The sequence below is a fragment of the Pseudonocardia lacus genome (genome assembly GCF_018531445.1).
Taxonomy (GTDB): Bacteria; Actinomycetota; Actinomycetes; order Mycobacteriales; family Pseudonocardiaceae; genus Pseudonocardia; species Pseudonocardia lacus.
Genome location: NZ_JAHDTH010000205.1, coordinates 1 through 15,294, shown reverse-complemented (window position 1 = coordinate 15,294; position 15,294 = coordinate 1). Strand labels below are relative to the sequence as shown.

At 75.8% G+C, this 15,294-nt stretch carries 19 protein-coding genes and 1 pseudogene; 16 read left to right on the top strand and 4 right to left on the bottom strand.

Annotation, left to right across the window (positions count from 1 at the left end; translation table 11 throughout):
- On the bottom strand, nucleotides 1-288 hold a 288-nt coding region (locus KIK08_RS40565; protein WP_250558213.1), incomplete at its 3' end, for a hypothetical protein.
- A gap of 34 nt (nucleotides 289-322) precedes the next feature.
- Between KIK08_RS40565 and KIK08_RS31490 the strand changes: the two genes are divergently transcribed.
- The 4 genes and pseudogenes from KIK08_RS31490 (at nucleotide 323) to KIK08_RS40560 (ending at nucleotide 3,276) form a co-directional block, all read left to right on the top strand.
- A complete protein-coding gene (locus KIK08_RS31490) occupies nucleotides 323-787 on the top strand; it encodes a phage holin family protein (protein ID WP_308258017.1) in 465 nt (154 codons plus the stop codon).
- A 3-nt stretch (nucleotides 788-790) separates the two neighbouring features.
- Nucleotides 791-1,723 carry an alpha/beta fold hydrolase gene (locus KIK08_RS31485; protein ID WP_214406951.1) on the top strand — a complete coding sequence of 311 codons (933 nt, stop codon included), beginning with the start codon at nucleotides 791-793 and terminating at the stop codon, nucleotides 1,721-1,723.
- 89 nt (nucleotides 1,724-1,812) lie between these two features.
- Nucleotides 1,813-3,066, top strand: a pseudogene (gene purD / locus KIK08_RS31480) (phosphoribosylamine--glycine ligase); the annotation flags it as partial.
- Nucleotides 3,061-3,276 (top strand): DUF397 domain-containing protein, encoded by a 216-nt coding sequence (locus KIK08_RS40560; RefSeq protein WP_308258018.1) that lies wholly within the window; start codon nucleotides 3,061-3,063, stop codon nucleotides 3,274-3,276. The pseudogene purD and the gene KIK08_RS40560, both read left to right, overlap by 6 nt.
- Before the next feature lie 24 nt (nucleotides 3,277-3,300).
- Here the strand turns inward: KIK08_RS40560 and KIK08_RS41225 are convergent, their stop codons facing one another.
- Both KIK08_RS41225 and KIK08_RS31475 read right to left on the bottom strand, forming a co-directional pair.
- The gene (locus KIK08_RS41225) at nucleotides 3,301-3,426 is read right to left on the bottom strand and encodes a hypothetical protein (protein ID WP_256446530.1); all 126 of its coding nucleotides are present in this window, start codon (nucleotides 3,424-3,426) and stop codon (nucleotides 3,301-3,303) included.
- Nucleotides 3,427-3,433: 7 nt separating this feature from the next.
- Nucleotides 3,434-3,844 carry a YybH family protein gene (locus KIK08_RS31475; protein ID WP_250558212.1) on the bottom strand — a complete coding sequence of 137 codons (411 nt, stop codon included), beginning with the start codon at nucleotides 3,842-3,844 and terminating at the stop codon, nucleotides 3,434-3,436.
- Nucleotides 3,845-3,910: 66 nt separating this feature from the next.
- On the opposite strand from KIK08_RS31475, the gene KIK08_RS40555 reads away from it, so the two are divergent.
- The 3 genes from KIK08_RS40555 to KIK08_RS31460 all read left to right on the top strand — a co-directional run bounded on the left by KIK08_RS40555 (nucleotide 3,911) and on the right by KIK08_RS31460 (nucleotide 6,284).
- Nucleotides 3,911-4,264, top strand: coding sequence for a winged helix-turn-helix transcriptional regulator (locus KIK08_RS40555; RefSeq protein ID WP_308258016.1), 354 nt, complete (start codon nucleotides 3,911-3,913; stop codon nucleotides 4,262-4,264).
- A gap of 83 nt (nucleotides 4,265-4,347) precedes the next feature.
- Nucleotides 4,348-5,484 (top strand): pyridoxal phosphate-dependent aminotransferase, encoded by a 1,137-nt coding sequence (locus KIK08_RS31465; RefSeq protein WP_214406954.1) that lies wholly within the window; start codon nucleotides 4,348-4,350, stop codon nucleotides 5,482-5,484.
- A gap of 26 nt (nucleotides 5,485-5,510) precedes the next feature.
- Entirely contained in the window at nucleotides 5,511-6,284 is a 774-nt protein-coding gene (locus tag KIK08_RS31460) for a potassium channel family protein (RefSeq protein ID WP_214406949.1), read from the top strand.
- Here KIK08_RS31460 and KIK08_RS31455 read toward each other — a convergent pair.
- Nucleotides 6,238-7,365 carry a threonine aldolase family protein gene (locus KIK08_RS31455; RefSeq protein WP_214406948.1) on the bottom strand — a complete coding sequence of 376 codons (1,128 nt, stop codon included), beginning with the start codon at nucleotides 7,363-7,365 and terminating at the stop codon, nucleotides 6,238-6,240. The genes KIK08_RS31460 and KIK08_RS31455 overlap by 47 nt on opposite strands.
- 153 nt (nucleotides 7,366-7,518) lie before the next feature.
- Here KIK08_RS31455 and KIK08_RS31450 point away from each other — a divergent pair, with 153 nt between their 5' ends.
- The 9 genes from KIK08_RS31450 to KIK08_RS31410 form a co-directional block, all read left to right on the top strand.
- Nucleotides 7,519-8,061, top strand: coding sequence for a SigE family RNA polymerase sigma factor (locus KIK08_RS31450; protein WP_308258015.1), 543 nt, complete (start codon nucleotides 7,519-7,521; stop codon nucleotides 8,059-8,061).
- A gap of 16 nt (nucleotides 8,062-8,077) precedes the next feature.
- A complete protein-coding gene (locus tag KIK08_RS31445; RefSeq protein WP_214406947.1) occupies nucleotides 8,078-8,809 on the top strand; it encodes a hypothetical protein in 732 nt (243 codons plus the stop codon).
- Between the two features lie 20 nt (nucleotides 8,810-8,829).
- Entirely contained in the window at nucleotides 8,830-9,402 is a 573-nt protein-coding gene (locus tag KIK08_RS31440; RefSeq protein ID WP_214406946.1) for a TetR/AcrR family transcriptional regulator, read from the top strand.
- Between the two features lie 126 nt (nucleotides 9,403-9,528).
- A complete protein-coding gene (locus KIK08_RS31435; protein ID WP_214406945.1) occupies nucleotides 9,529-10,461 on the top strand; it encodes a type IV toxin-antitoxin system AbiEi family antitoxin domain-containing protein in 933 nt (310 codons plus the stop codon).
- Between the two features lie 23 nt (nucleotides 10,462-10,484).
- Nucleotides 10,485-11,900 carry an adenylosuccinate lyase gene (purB, locus tag KIK08_RS31430; RefSeq protein ID WP_214406944.1) on the top strand — a complete coding sequence of 472 codons (1,416 nt, stop codon included), beginning with the start codon at nucleotides 10,485-10,487 and terminating at the stop codon, nucleotides 11,898-11,900.
- Entirely contained in the window at nucleotides 11,897-12,739 is an 843-nt protein-coding gene (locus tag KIK08_RS31425) for a phosphoribosylaminoimidazolesuccinocarboxamide synthase (RefSeq protein WP_214406943.1), read from the top strand. Before purB ends, KIK08_RS31425 begins: the two co-directional genes overlap by 4 nt.
- A 257-nt stretch (nucleotides 12,740-12,996) precedes the next feature.
- Entirely contained in the window at nucleotides 12,997-14,124 is a 1,128-nt protein-coding gene (locus tag KIK08_RS42030; RefSeq protein ID WP_214406942.1) for a sensor histidine kinase, read from the top strand.
- On the top strand, nucleotides 14,121-14,750 hold the full coding sequence (locus KIK08_RS31415) for a response regulator (protein ID WP_214406941.1): 630 nt from the start codon (nucleotides 14,121-14,123) through the stop codon (nucleotides 14,748-14,750). The genes KIK08_RS42030 and KIK08_RS31415 overlap by 4 nt, the downstream gene beginning before the upstream one ends.
- 69 nt (nucleotides 14,751-14,819) lie before the next feature.
- Nucleotides 14,820-15,294, top strand: a 475-nt coding sequence (locus tag KIK08_RS31410) for a DUF2334 domain-containing protein (protein ID WP_214406940.1), incomplete at its 3' end; no start/stop codon positions are given.

The window sequence follows — 15,294 nt, the reverse complement described above, 5'->3', positions numbered from 1 at the left end:
CCACACCATGATCACGTACAACACTGGACATGACGGCCGGCTCCTTCCGTATGTGGCAACTTCCGCCTCAGGGTGGACGACCCACGCAAGATGCGGAACGCGCCGGCCGTTCCATGCTGACTGACCGTCCGTGCGGGCGGCGCTGATGACGTCCCGGTCACGGAACCCGTCCGTGCCGCGCCTCGCGGCGGCGTCGGGCGCTCGTGCGTGGAAGGATGGCCGGGAGATCACACCCGAGATCAACAGCAACTCCCGCACCACGCACCCCAGGAGGATCGCGGTGGCCACGCCAGGCAGCTCCCACAGGGCGGACGTCCCACCCGTGCTCCCGTCGATCCCGCTCTCGCCCGAGCCGGTTCCCGGCAACGACGAGAAGTCGATCGGCGCGCTGGTGAGCGAGGCGACCAAGCACGTCTCGACGCTGGTGCGCGCCGAGGTGGAGCTGGCCCGCACGGAGATCACCGCCGAGGTGAAGAAGGGCCTGCAGGGCAGCGTCTTCTTCGTCGTCGCGCTGACGGTCGTGCTGTTCAGCCTGTTCTTCCTGTTCTTCTTCCTCGCCGAGCTGCTGGCGCTGTGGGTGGGCCGCCCCGGCGGGTTCGCGATCGTGTTCGGGCTGATGCTGGTGATCGCCGGGCTGGCCGGGTTCATCGGCTACCGGCGGGTCAAGAAGATCCGCGCGCCGGAGCGGACCATCAGCACGCTCAAGGAGTCGGCCGCCGTGCTGTCGCACCGCGGCCGGTCCGACGAGCAGCCCCCGCGCCCCGAGCTCGACCGCACCCACCGCTGACGGGTGCGCCGGCCCGGCCCCGACCCGTCGTCGGTCCGGTGGCCCGGGCCGTGGACGCACCGGGGCGTCTCGGCCAACGGCATCCGCCTGCACGTCGCCGAGTGCGACGGCGGCCGCCCGCTCGTGGTGCTGCTGCACGGGTTCCCGCAGCTGTGGTGGGCGTGGCGGCACCAGCTGCCGGCGCTGGCCGGGCACGGGTACCGCGTCGCGGCCGTCGACCTGCGCGGGTACGGCGACTCCGACAAGCCGCCCCGCGGCTACGACCTGTGGACGCTCGCCGGTGACGTCGCCGGGCTCGTCCGGGCGCTCGGCGAGCCGCGCGCGCACCTGGTCGGGCACGGCTGGGGCGGGCTGATCGGCTGGACGGTCGCCGCGCTGCACCCGCGGCTGGTGCGGTCGTTGACGGTGCTCGGCGCCCCGCACCCGCTCGCCGTGCGGCGGGCGGTGCTGCGCGATCCCCGCGGCCAGGGCCGGGCCACGGCCCGGCACGCGCTGCGGATGCAGGTGCCGCGGCTGCCGGAGCGGGCGCTGGTCGCCGACGACGGCGCGGGCGCCGAGCGCGTCATCCGGGCGTGGGCCGGTCCGGATTGGGCCGGCAGCGACGACTTCGCCGCGGCGGCGCCGCGGTACCGGCAGGCGGCGCGCATCTCGGGCGTGGCGCACTGCTCGGCCGAGTACTACCGCTGGGCGGTCCGGTCGCAGCTGCGGGCCGAGGGGCGCCGGTTCGCGGCCGCCGTGGCGCGTCCGGCGGAGGTGCCGGTGCTGGCGGTGCACGGCGAGCTCGACCCGTGCGCGCCGGTGCGCACGGCAGCGGCCTCCCAGGAGTGGGTGGCCGACAAGCACCGCCTGGACGTGCTCCCGACGATCGGCCACTTCCCGCACGAGGAGGACCCGGTGCGGACCACCCGGCTGATCGCGGACTTCCTGCCGGACTGACCGTCCGGAGCCCGCCCGTTCCGCGGTCCGGCCGGCGGGGGGACGCCGCGGCGCGAGGGCGGCCGGGCGAGGCCACTAAGCTGCTCGCCGTGCGCGTCCTCGTCATCGGGTCCGGAGCCCGGGAGCACGCCATCGTGCTGGCTCTGGCGGCCGATCCGGACGTCACCGCGGTGGCCTGTGCCCCCGGCAACGCCGGTACGTCCGGCGTCGCCGAGCAGCTCGGTGTCGACGTCGGCGACGGCGGGGCCGTCGCCGGTCTCGCGGTGCAGTGGAAGGCCGACCTCGTCGTCATCGGTCCCGAGGTGCCGCTGGTGCTGGGCGTGGCCGACGCGGTCCGCGCGGCCGGCGTCGCCTGCTTCGGGCCGAGCGCGGGAGCCGCCCGCATCGAGGGCTCGAAGAGCTTCGCCAAGGACGTGATGGCCGCGGCCGGCGTGCGCAGCGCCGAGTCCGTCGTCGTCGACAACCCGGCGAACCTCGACTCCGCGCTCAGCCGGTTCTCCCCGCCCTACGTCGTCAAGGACGACGGGCTGGCCGCCGGCAAGGGCGTCGTCGTCAGCCCCGACGTCGACGTGGCCCGCGCGCACGCGATGACCCTGCTCGACGGCGGTCACCCCGTGCTGCTGGAGTCGTACCTGGCCGGGCCGGAGGTGTCGCTGTTCTGCCTGGTCGACGGTGAGACCGTGGTCCCGCTGCTGCCCGCGCAGGACTTCAAGCGCGTCGGCGACGACGACTCCGGGCCCAACACCGGCGGCATGGGCGCCTACGCGCCGCTGCCGTGGACCCCGCCCGACCTCGCCGACGACCTGGTCCGCCGGATCGTCGCGCCGGTGGCCCGCGAGATGGTGGCCCGCGGTACCCCGTTCAGCGGTCTGCTCTACGCCGGCCTCGTGCTGACCGCCACCGGCCCCGCGGTGATCGAGTTCAACTGCCGCTTCGGCGACCCGGAGACGCAGGTCGTGCTGGCGCTGCTGCGCAGCTCGCTCGCCCGCCTGTTGCACGCCACCGCCACCGGCACCCTGGCCGGGCAACCCGCCCCGGAGTGGTCCGACGGCGCCGCGGTCGTCGTCGTGCTGGCCGCCGAGGGCTACCCGGCGACCCCGCGCCTGGGCGACGTCATCGCCGGGGCCGAGCGCGACGGCGTCCTGCACGCCGGGACCCGCCGCCGCGACGACGGCGCCGTGGTGTCCGCGGGCGGGCGCGTGCTGTCGATCGTCGGCACGGGCGACGACCTGGCCGCGGCCCGCGCCGACGCCTACCGCAGGCTCGCCGAGGTGCACCTGGCCGGCTCGCACCACCGCACCGACATCGCGCTGCGCGCCGAGCGGGGCGAGGTCTCGATCCCGCAGATCCCCGTCCCCGACGACGTCGAGTGGCTGCGCAGCAGCACCAGCACCGACGAGGACGAGGGCTCGGTCGAGGTGGCCCTGCTGCCCGACGGCGGCGTGGCCCTGCGCGACGGCAGCAACCCCGACGGCCAGGTGCACGTCTACACGGCGGCCGAGTGGGACGCGTTCGTGAAGGGCGTGCACGCCGGGGAGTTCGACCGCCCCTGACGGCGGCCCGCTCAGCGGCGGGAGCTACGCCAGCAGCGCCCGGTCCAGCACCTCGACCACGAACTCCTCCCAGCGCTTCTTCTTCGCCGACGAGATCGCGGCGGTGGGGCGGTGGGCGCCCGCGCAGCTGGCCGCGCTGGTCGCACCCACCGGCTGATCACCCGCGCGCGGTGCCCCACGGGTTGTCGATCACGTACCGCCAGCCGCCGTCCGGGCCGCGGCGGGCCACGTCGGTGGCCGTACCGGCGACGCGGACGGGCCCACCGTCACCTCCCGTGCCCTCGACCACCCAGTCCACGACGAGCAGCGCGATGTCGTCGGCCACGTAGACGTGGCGCGGGCGCACCTCGATCGGCACGCCGAGGGCCTGTAGCGCGCCGTTGGCCGCCGCCCGCTCCGGCCCGGTCACCGCGATCCCCGGGCGGGCTACCAGCACCCCGCCCGGTTCGTAGAGGCGCTCGACGGCGGCCGGGTCGCCGGTGTTGAAGGCGGCCGCGAACACCGCGGGGTGGCGGGCGGGGTCGGAGGTGGGTGCGATGCTGGTCGCGTGGCCGGTCATCTCGTCCATGCGCCCAGCGAAGCCGTCGCCCGTGCGGCTCACCAAACGGGAAGCGGCGGCCGGGACCGCGAACTCGTGCCCGACGACACCGGCGCCACCGCACGCCCCGAGCCCGACTGCCCGGTCGAGATCGCCCTCGACGCCGTCGGCGGCCGCTGGACCACCCTGCTGCTGCGCGACCTCATGCACGGCCCGCTCTCCTTCGGCGAGCTGCGCGCGGGGCTGCCCGCCATCAGCGACAAGGTGCTCGCCGAGAGGCTGGCCGGGCTGCGCGCGCGGGGCCTGGTCGAGCGGCGCGTGCAGCGCGGCTTCCCCACCCGCGGCAGCTACCGGCTCACCCCGGCGGGCGAGTCGCTGCGCCCCCTGCTCGTCGAGCTCTATCGGGCGGGCGAGCGGCTCCGGGCCCACCGGGCGCCCGGCCCCGCCTGACGGACGGGCCACCGGCGCCCCCGCGTATCTAGGCTCGGGGGGTGACGACGCACCCCACCCTGTCCGGCGCGGCCGCCCGGGCGATGATCCCGCCGTTCCACGTGATGGACGTGTGGGCCGCCGCCGGCGAGCGCCAGCGCACCCACGGCGACCTGGTCAACCTGTCCGCCGGCCAGCCGTCCACCCCGGCCCCGCTCGCGGTGCGCGAGGCCGCCGCGGCCGCGCTCGCCGACCAGGTCCTCGGCTACACCGTCGCGCTGGGCGTCCCGGAGTTGCGGGCCGCCATCGCCGGCCACTACGCCCGCACCTACGACGTCGACGTGCCGGACGGGCAGGTCGTGGTGACCACCGGCTCGTCCGGCGGGTTCCTGCTGGCCTTCCTGGCCGCGTTCGACGCCGGCGACCGGGTGGCGATGGCCCGCCCCGGCTACCCCTGCTACCGCAACATCCTCTCCGCGCTGGGCTGCGAGGTCGTCGAGCTGCCGTGCGGGCCGCAGACCCGCTACCAGCCGACCGTGCGGATGCTGGAGGAGCTGGACGAGCCGGTGCGCGGGCTGGTGGTCGCCAGCCCGGCCAACCCGACCGGCACCGTGCTCGACCCGGCCGAGCTGGCCGCGCTCGCCGAGTACTGCGAACACACCGGCATCCAGCTGATCAGCGACGAGATCTACCACGGCATCTCCTACGGCGGCGGACCCGCGACGTCGACGGCGTGGAGCACGTCGCGCGAGGCGATCGTGGTCAACTCGTTCAGCAAGTACTTCTCGATGACCGGCTGGCGGCTGGGCTGGCTGCTGGTGCCGCCGCGGCTGCTGCGCGCCGTCGACTGCCTGGCCGGCAACTTCACGGTCTGCCCGCCCGCGCTGCCCCAGCTGGCCGCGCTCGGGGCGTTCGACCCGCGCTCCTACGCCGAGGCCGACGGGCACGTCACCCGCTACGCCACCAACCGGGCCCTGCTTCTGGAGGGGCTGCCGCGGCTCGGCATCGAGACCCTGGCCCCGGCCGACGGCGCGTTCTACGTCTACGCCGACGTGTCGCACCTCACGCGCGACTCGATGGACCTCACCTACCGGCTGCTCGCCGACACCGGGCTGGCCCTCGCCCCGGGCGCCGACTTCGACCCCGTCGACGGCGGGCGCTGGGTGCGGTTGTCCTTCGCCGGGGCCACCGCCGACGTCGAGGAGGCGCTGCGCAGGCTGTCCGGGTGGCTCCCGGGCTGAGCGATCAGCACCTACAGTCGCCGGTCATGGTCACGGTGTCCGACGACGAGCCGCGGATCGCGGCCTGGGACCGCCGCGTCGACTGGTGGCTGACCGGGCTCGCGGCCGTCTTCCTGGCCGCGTACGCCTGGCAGATCCTCGACGAGGGGCTCGGTCCGGGCGGCGAGGCGGCGCTGGAGGCGGTCATGACGGTCGCCTGGGTGATCTTCGGCGTCGACTACCTGGTGCGGCTCGCGCTGGCCGACAACCGGTGGCGCTACGTCCGCCGGCACCTGCTGGAGCTGCTGGTCCTGCTGCTGCCGATGTTCCGCCCGCTGCGCGCACTGCGGGTGTTCACCGCGATCGGCGTGCTGAACCGGCAGCTGCGCGACGACGCCCGCGGCCGGGTCGCGGTCTACGTCGCCGGAGCGGTCGTGCTGCTCGGTTTCGTGGCCTCGCTGGCCGTGCTCGACGCCGAGCGCGACGCGCCGGACGCCACGCTGACCACGTTCGGCGAGGCCGTGTGGTGGACCATCACCACGATCTCCACCGTCGGCTACGGCGACCGCTACCCGGTCACCAGCGAGGGCCGGGCCGTGGCGGCGGCGCTGATGGTCGCCGGGATCGCCCTGCTCGGCGTGGTGACGGCCTCGATCGCCAGCTGGTTCGTGGAGAACCTCAGCCGGGCCAACCGGGAGGTCGAGCGGACCGTGGCCGCGGAGGCCGGGCGCGCCGAGGCGCAGCTGGCCGAGGTGCTCGACGAGCTGCGCCGCGTCAGAACCCGGCTGGACGAGCTGGAGCGCGACCGGCGTCCCTCCTGAACCGGGCCCGCGGCTCGGGGACGCCGTTGGCCGACTCCACCGGGCCGATGCGCTCCAGCGCGGCGGAGATGTCGGCGTCGGTCAGGTCGGCGTGGGTGACGAAGCGGACCTGCCCGGACATCGGCGTGGCCCGCACCCCGGCGTGCTCCAGCCGGTAGAGCGTGCCGGGGAGGTCGGCCACCGAGACGAGCACGATGTTCGTCTCCGGCACGCCCACCTGCCAGCCCCGCTCGCGCAGCCCCGCGGCCAGCGTGCGGGCGCGCTCGTGGTCCTCGGCGAGGCGGTCGACCCGGTCGAGCGCGAGCAGCCCGGCCGCGGCCAGCACGCCGCCCTGGCGCACCCCGCCGCCGAGCATCTTGCGCAGCCGCCGGGCCTCCTCGACGAACTCCTCCGACCCGGCGACCACCGACCCCACCGGCGCGCCCAGGCCCTTGCTCAGGCACACCTGGACCGTGTCGGCGCCGACGGTCAGCGTGCGCGGCGGCACCCCCAGCGCGACCGCGGCGTGCCACAGCCGGGCGCCGTCGAGGTGGATCTTCAACCGGGCCGCGCGGGCCGCCGCGGCCAGCGAGGCGTGCTCGTCCGGGGCGGTGACGGTGCCGCCCGCGGCGTTGTGGGTGTTCTCCAGGCACAGCAGCGTGGTGCGCAGCGTGAAGTACGGCCCGGGCGCGCCCGCCGCCCGCCGGATCGCCGCCGGCGAGACCTTGCCCGGGCCGGCGTCGTGGTCGAGGGGGCGGGGCATGCCGCCGGCCAGCCACGCGGCCGTGCCCAGCTCGGCGTCCAGCACGTGCGCGCCGGCCGGGGCCAGGAACGCGTCGCCCCGGTCGAGGTGGTGCATCAGCGCGATGATGTTGCCCATCGTGCCGCTCGGGGTCCACAGCGCGTCCCCGGTGCCGAGCATCGTCGCGACGCGCTCCTCGAGCCTGCGCATCGTCGGGTCGTGGTCGAGGACGTCGTCGCCCACCTCGGCGGCCGCCATGGCGGCACGCATCTGCTTGGTCGGCTGGGTCACGGTGTCCGAACGGAGGTCGATCGGGGCGTCACCCGTCGACCCTCGCCGGGAGCGGGAGGTGGGTCGCACGACACCTGATTCAACCAGCAGGCGTCGGCGCGGTCTCCCCTGGGTCACGGGACGGTCACGACGTTGGCCCGATCGAGGGAATCCCACCGGGCGGTACAACCGCGGGAGCGGGACCGTACGTCCTGTGCGTGCGAGGGGGAGGGAGGACGACCAGTGGGCGGCGAGCCCGACGGCGGTGGGTCCGGCGCTGCGTCCGAGATCTCCTTCGAGGAGTTCTTCCGCACGCGCCGCGATACGCTGCGCCGTACGGCCTACCTGCTGTGCGGCGACTGGCACCGCGCGGACGACCACGTCCAGGCGGCGTTCGTGTCGCTGCACCGGCACTGGCGCCGGATCCGGGACAAGGCCGCCCTGGACGCCTGGATGCGGCGCACGCTCGTGCGGGCCGTGGTGGACGAGTCGCGCAGGCCGTGGCGGCGTGAGCGGGCCACCGCCGAACCCGACGACCGGCGCGCCGTGCCCGGCGCCGCCGACGCCGTCGCCACCCGGCACGTGCTCGTCGGCGGGCTGCGGTCGGTGCCGCCCCGGCAGCGGGCGGTGCTGGTGCTGCGGTTCCTCGAAGGACTCGACGTGCCGGCCACGGCGGTCGCGCTGAGCTGCTCGGAGGGCACGGTCAAGAGCCAGACCTCCGCCGGGCTGGCCGCGCTGCGCACCGCGCTCGGCGACGCGCTCGACGACCTGCGACCGGCCGGATGAGGGGAGGGAGGACACGATGACCGACGACGAGCGCCTGGCCGCGCTGTTCCGCGCCGCCGCGTCCGACGCCGACGCGCCCCCGCCCGGCTTCGGCCACGACGACGTGCTGGCCGCGTCCCGGCGGATCACCGCCCGGCGCCGCTCGGCCGCGGTGGGCGCGGCGGCCGTCATCGCGTTCGCCGGCGTCGGCGCCGCGATCGTGCTGCCCGGCTCGACCGGCGAGACGGCCTCCTCCGCCGCGTCCGCCCCCGAGGCCGCGCGCGACGCGGCGGGCGGCGAGGCCGAGCTGTCCTCGCCTTACGCCGCCAACTCCGACGACGCCGGTTCCGGCTCCGGCGAATCCGGCCAGGTGGCGGCACCCGCACCGCCCGCCGCCGCCCCCGGCGGATCACCGCTCGGGCCGGGCGAGGGCGCCTGCGCCGACCGCCACGACCCCGACCTGCGCGCCCTGCTCCTGGAGGTCCTGCCCGAGGCGGCCGCCGCCGCGCCCGCGCCGTCGACCGACGTCTGCCTGCCGGGGACGCACCGCTACCTCGCCCTGGAAGCGGCCGACGGCGCCGCCCGCGGCGTGCTCACCGTCTCCTACCTGCCGCCGGGCACCGTTGCGGAGGTGGCGCCGGGGGCGCTCGTCGCGCCCACGGCGTCCGGCGGCACCCTGCTGGTCGGCTCCACCGCCGACGGCCCCGGCGCGGCCCCCTTCGCCGACCGGCTGCAGACCGTCCTGGACCACCTCGCGCCCCGCCTGTGACCGGCGGGGAAACTCTCCGCGTGTCGACGAGCAAGGGGGAACGGCGCCGCCAGCAGCTGGTGGCCGCGGCCGCCGCGCTGCTGCGCGCCGGCGGGTTCGACGCCGTCCGGCACCGGGCGGTCGCCGAGCGCGCGGGCCTGCCGCTCGCCTCCACCACCTACTACTTCGCCTCCCTCGACGACTTGGTCACCGCGGCCGCCGAGCGCACGAGCCGTGACGAGCTCGACGAGGGCCGCGCCCAGCTCGCCCAGCTCGCCGAGACCCGCGCCGCCCGCCCCGAGCTGGTGGAGCTCGTCCTGGACCAGCTGCTCGGCCCCGAGTCGCGCACCGGCGGCCTCGACGCGGTCCTGCTGCGCTACGAGCGCCTGGTCGGCGCGGGCCGCCGCCCCTACCTCGCGCCCCTGATGCGCGAGCTGCGCGCCGAGCTCGACGCCCTGCTCGCCGAGATCCTCCGCCGCTCCGGCCACCCCATGCCCCCGGAGGCCATCCGCGACCTGGTCTCCCTCGTCGACGGCGCCGTCATCAGCGCCCTCATCGAAGCCGACCCCGACCCCCGCACCGCCGCCCGCGACGCCCTCCTCCGCCTCCTCTGACGTCGCAGGGTTCGCCTACCCGGCGCAGAGCCCCGGGAACCTGCGCCGGGTAGGCAAACCCTGCGAGGTGGGTCGAGTTGTTCGGTTCCGGCCCGCGGGGTGGGGGTCGCTGGGCAGGGTGGGCCCGTGGAAGCGATGGGGGATGGGCTGTACCTGCGGGCCGAGATGATGGCCGACGGGATCACCGAACGCGAGCTGCGCGCCCTGTGCCGGACGGGGGCGCTTGACCCGGTCCGGCCGGGGGCCTACGTGGCCGCCGACCCCACCCGCACCGACGCCGATCCGGTGCTCCGCCACTGGTACGCGGTGCAGGCCGCGGTGCGCCGGCTGGGGCCGGCGACGGTGGTCAGCCACACCTCGGCCGCCGTGCTGCACGGGTTGCCCCTCTGGTTCCCGCCGGGCTCGGCGCACGACGCCGTCCGGGTCCAAGCGACCCGCGACCGCCGATCCGGCGCCCGCCGCAGCGCGCACGTCGACCTGCACGCCGCCGCGTTGCAGCCCGACGAGGTCGTGGCGGTCGACGGCGTGCTCGTGACCTCGGTCGCCCGCACCGTGGCCGACATCGCCCGGACGCTCCCGTTCGAGGCCGCGCTGGTGCCGGCCGACGCGGCGCTGCACCGGCACCTCGTCACCCCCGCCGACCTGGCCGAAGCGCTGGACCGCGGCGGGCGCCGGAAGGGCAACTCCACGGCCCGCCGGGTGATCGGGTTCGCCGATGGGCGGGCGGAGAGTCCGGGGGAGTCGCTCAGTCGCCTCGCCATCCGGTCGGCGCGGCTGCCCGAGCCGACCCTCCAGCACGTCGTCCGCACGCGGGACGGTCGGTCCTGGCGGGTGGACTTCTGGTGGCGGTCCGGGGTCGTGGGGGAGTTCGACGGCCGGGTGAAGTACGGCCGGCTGCTGAAGCCGGGCGAGGACCCGGGCGACGCGGTCTTCGCCGAGAAGCTGCGGGAGGACGCGCTGCGGGCCGAGGGTCTGCGCGTGGTCCGCTGGACTTGGCGCGACCTCGCGGACTTCGCTCCCGTGGCGGCCCGCATCCGCAGCGCCCTCACCCCCTCCTGACGTGGGCGGATTAGGGTTGGTGCGTGATTCCGAACGTGCTGGCGGGGCGGTATGCGAGTGCGGAGCTCGTGGAGCTCTGGTCGCCGGAGCGGAAGGTCGTGCTGGAGCGGCGGCTGTGGATCGCGGTGCTGCGGGCGCAGCGGGAGTTGGGTGTCGAGGTGCCCGACGGGGTCGTGGAGGACTACGAGCGGGTCGTCGAGCAGGTCGACCTGGCCTCGATCGCGGCGCGGGAGCGGGTCACCCGCCACGACGTGAAGGCGCGGATCGAGGAGTTCTGCGCGCTGGCCGGGCACGAGCACGTGCACAAGGGGATGACCAGCCGCGACCTGACCGAGAACGTCGAGCAGCTGCAGATCCGGCTGTCGCTGGAGCACGTGCGGGACCGGTCGCTGGCGGTGCTGGCGCGGTTGGCGCGGCGGGCGGCCGAGCACGCGGAGCTGGTGATGGCGGGGCGCAGCCACAACGTGGCTGCGCAGGCCACGACGCTGGGCAAGCGGTTCGCCAGCGCGGCCGACGAGATGCTGGTGGCGCACGCGCGGCTGGAGGAGCTTCGGGCGCGCTACCCGCTGCGCGGGATCAAGGGGCCGATGGGCACCGCGCAGGACATGCTCGACCTGCTGGGCGAGCCGGCGAAGCTGGCCGAGCTGGAGCGGCGGGTGGCCGGGCACCTCGGCTTCGACGCCGCGCTGACCAGCGTCGGGCAGGTCTACCCGCGTTCCCTGGACTACGACGTGCTGACCGCGCTGGTGCAGCTCGCCGCCGGCCCCTCCTCGCTGGCCACGACGATCCGGTTGATGGCCGGGTTCGAGCTGGCCACCGAGGGGTTCCGGCCGGGGCAGGTCGGGTCGTCGGCGATGCCGCACAAGATGAACAGCCGCTCCACGGAGCGGATCAACGGGATGATGGTGCTGCTGCGCGGCTACGCCGGGATGGTCGGTGAGCTGGCCGGCGCGCAGTGGAACGAGGGCGACGTGTCCGACTCGGTGGTCCGCCGGGTCGCGCTGCCCGACGCGTTCTTCGCCCTGGACGGGCTGTTCGAGACGGCCCTGACGGTGCTCGACGAGTTCGGCGCCTACCCGGCGGTGGTGGCCCGCGAGCTCGACCGCTACCTGCCGTTCCTGGCCACCACCGCGGTGCTGATGGCGGCCGTGCGGGCCGGCGTGGGCCGGGAGACGGCGCACGAGGTCATCAAGGAGCACGCGGTGGGCGTGGCGCTGGCGATGCGGGAGAAGGGCCAGGCCGACAACGACCTGCTGGCCCGGTTGGCCGGCGACGAGCGGCTCGCGCTCCCACCGGGCACCCTCGACGGCCTGCTGGCCGACCCGCTGGGCTTCACCGGGGCGGCGACCACCCAGGTGGCCGACGTCGTCGCCCGCGTCGACGCGCTGGTGGCGGCGAACCCGCGGGCCGCCTCCTACACCCCGGGGTCGATCCTGTGAAGCTGCTGCACTCGGGCAAGGTCCGCGACGTCTACGCCGACGGCGACGACCTGCTGCTGGTCGCCTCGGACCGCATCTCCATCTACGACGTCGTGCTGCCCACGCCGATCCCGGACAAGGGCGCGCTGCTCACCCGGCTGTCGCTGTGGTGGTTCGAGCGCCTCGCCGACGTCGTGCCCAACCACGTCGTGTCCGCCACCGACGTCCCCGACGAGTTCGCCGGCCGGGCGATCCGCTGCCGGCGGCTGGAGATGCTGCCGGTCGAGTGCATCGCCCGCGGCTACCTGGCCGGGATGGGCCTGCAGGAGTACCGCCGGCACTCGACGGTGTCGGGGATCGACCTGCCGCCCGGCCTGGTGGAGGGCTCCCGGCTGCCGGAGCCGATCTTCACCCCGACGACCAAGGCGCCCGTCGGCGAGCACGACGAGTTCATGACGTTCGACGACGTGATCGCGCTGGTCGGCGAGGAGACCGCCGAGCGGCTGCGCGAGCTGACGCTGGCCGTCTACTCGCGCGGTGCCCAGATCGCCGCCGGCGGCGGCATCCTGGTCGCGGACACCAAGCTGGAGTTCGGCACCGACGCCGAGGGCCGCATCGTGCTGGCCGACGAGGTGCTCACCTCGGACTCGTCGCGCTTCTGGCCGGCCGACGACTGGGAGCCGGGTCGCCCGCAGCACGCCTACGACAAGCAGTTCGTGCGGGAGTGGTCGGGCGGGCTGGACTGGGACCGCACCGCACCGGGGCCGGAGGTGCCGGCGGAGGTCGTCGCGGCCACCCGGGCCCGCTACGTGGAGGCGTACGAGCGCATCACCGGTCGCGAGTGGGCGGCGGCTTCGTAGCCCCGCCGCCCACTCCCGACCCCTCCGGGCGGCCCAGGCGCGCTGCGGGGCCCACGACGCCCCGCGACGCACCTGTCCGGGCCGCCCTTCCCCGCGGTGGTGCCGACCGCGGGAGCACCTGCGGACGGCGCACAACCGGTCGCGGTCCGTGCCGAAATGATCGAGTGCCCGGTCGTGACGCGGCACCGTCGACCGGTGGGGCGCCGCCTCCACCGACCGGTGGAGACAACGGCCGTGGGCTGCGGCAGGCTGTCCCCGTGGACCGCCACGTCTGGGAGGAGATGGACTGGGGGTGGCACGCGTTCGCGGCGCTCTTCGCCGCGGCGGCCGCGGTGCTGCTGGTCCTGGACGGGCAGTGGGTCGCGCTGGGCCTGCTGGCGGCGTTGGCGCTCTGGTACGCGCTGACCGGGGCGCGCGCCCTGCACCGGTCCCGTTCGACGCGGCTGGGGGCCGCCTACGCGGTGGTCGCGACGGCGCTGGTGCTGGCCATGTTCGCGCTGACCCCGATCGGCGCGGTGCTGTTCTTCCTGCTCTTCCCGCACTACTGGCGGTTGCTGCCGGTCAAGCGGGCGCTGCTGGTCACGGTGGTGGCGATCGCCGGGATCGGGGCGGTGCGGATGGTGCCCGCGGCGATGGGCACCGGCGAGGTCCCGCTGGTGGTCGCCTGGCTGGCCGGGATGCTGGTGGCGTCGCTGTTCCTGGGATTGTGGATCTCGCGCATCGTCGACCAGAGCTTCCAGCGCGCCGCGCTGCTGGAGGAGTTGGAGCACACCCGGGCCGAGCTGGCCGCGGCCAGCCGCGACCTGGGCGCGCTGGCCGAGCGGGAGCGGCTGGCCCGGGAGATCCACGACACCCTGGCCCAGGGGTTCAGCAGCATCTCGATGCTGGCCCAGGGCATGGACCCGGACGACCCGAAGGTCGCGCTGGTCGAGCGGACCGCGCGGGAGAACCTGGCCGAGGCCAGGGCGCTGGTGGCCGCGCTGGCGTCCCCGCAGCTGGACGCGGCGACGCTGCCGGCCGCGCTGAACCGGCTGGTCGAGCGGGTCGGCGACGAGCTGGGCATCGAGGCGCGGATGCGCGTCGAGGGCGCGGAGCGGGCCCTGCCGCCGGGGCACGACATCGTCCTGATGCGGGTGGGGCAGGAGGCGGTGGCCAACGTGCGCAAGCACGCCGGGGCCTCGCGGCTCGACCTCGAACTGATCTTCGACCCGGCGGCGACGGTGATGCGCATCAGCGACGACGGGCGCGGCTTCGACGCGACGGCGGAGCGCCGGTCGGGATTCGGCCTGGCCGGGATGCGCCAGCGGGTCCGCGAGATCGGCGGGGCGCTGGAGATGAGCTCGGCGCCCGGGCGGGGCACGTCCGTCGAGGTGCGGCTCGGGTGATCCGGGTGATGCTGGTCGACGACCACCCGGTCGTGCGGGAGGGGCTGCGCAGCCTGCTCGACGCCGAGCCGGACATCGAGGTCGTGGGGGAGTGCGGCGACGCGACGGCGGCGGCCGCCACGGCCGTCGCCACCCGCCCCGACCTGGTGCTGATGGACCTGCGGATGCCCGGCCGCGACGGCGTCGCGGCCACCGCCGACGTGCTGGCCGCCTACCCGACCCGGGTCGTCGTCCTGACCACCTTCGACCACGACGGCGACGTCCTGCGCGCGGTGGAGGCGGGCGCGAGCGGCTACCTGCTGAAGGACACCCCGCGCGCGGGCCTGGTCGAGGCGGTGCGGGCGGCGGCCCGCGGGGAGACGGTGCTGGCCCCGGCGGCGGCGGCCACCCTGGCCGGTGCGCTGCGCCGCCCGGCGCCGCCCGCGCTGACCCCGCGCGAGCGAGACGTGCTGCGCGGGGTGGCGCGCGGGCTGTCCAACCCGCAGATCGCCCGCGAGCTGGGCATCGGGGACGCCACGGTGAAGAGCCACCTGCTGCGGGTGTTCGAGAAGCTGCAGGTGACCGACCGCACCGCCGCCGTCACCGCGGCGATCGCCCGCGGCATCCTGCCGACGCCCCGGTTGTGAGGGCAACGCTGTCCGGCCGCTCACGACGGCGTTCCCGGCTGTTCACGCCGGCCTGCGTTGATGTCGGGCATGGCCCAGCTGCTGGTGTCCCTGTCCGGCCTGACCGACGGCCTCACCGCCTGTGCGGAGGGCTTCGCCGACGCGCTCGACCACCGCGGCGTGCCGCTGACCCTGCTGGTGCGCCCGTGCGGCCCCGACGGCCCGCTGCGGCCCGAGGGGGTTGCGGGGTGGCTGCGCGGGCGTCGGGACGGCGGTGACGCGCTGGTGCTGCACGGCTTCGACCACACCGCCGACCCGACGGCCGCCCGCCGCCCTGTCGCCTTGGGCAGGCGCGCCGAGTTCGCCGCGCTGCCCCGGCACGAGGCCGGGCTGCGGCTCACCGCGGCCCGTCGGGTGCTGACGGCCGTCGACCTGCGCACCGACGCGTTCGCCGCGCCGCGCTGGCTGGCCTCGCCGGGCACCGTGGCCGCGTTGACCGAGCAGGGCTTCGCCGTGCTGGCCGACGGCGCCGGCGTGCGCAGGCTGGACGGCGCCGCGCCGCCGG

What these genes read in the sequence shown, in the direction of transcription:
- KIK08_RS31475 (WP_250558212.1), bottom strand. Translation starts at nt 3,844, where the DNA reads ATGGACGAGATGACCGGCCACGCGACCAGCATCGCACCCACCTCCGAC.
- KIK08_RS31465 (WP_214406954.1), top strand. Translation starts at nt 4,348, where the DNA reads ATGATCCCGCCGTTCCACGTGATGGACGTGTGGGCCGCCGCCGGCGAG.
- KIK08_RS31460 (WP_214406949.1), top strand. Translation starts at nt 5,511, where the DNA reads ATGGTCACGGTGTCCGACGACGAGCCGCGGATCGCGGCCTGGGACCGC.
- KIK08_RS31445 (WP_214406947.1), top strand. Translation starts at nt 8,078, where the DNA reads ATGACCGACGACGAGCGCCTGGCCGCGCTGTTCCGCGCCGCCGCGTCC.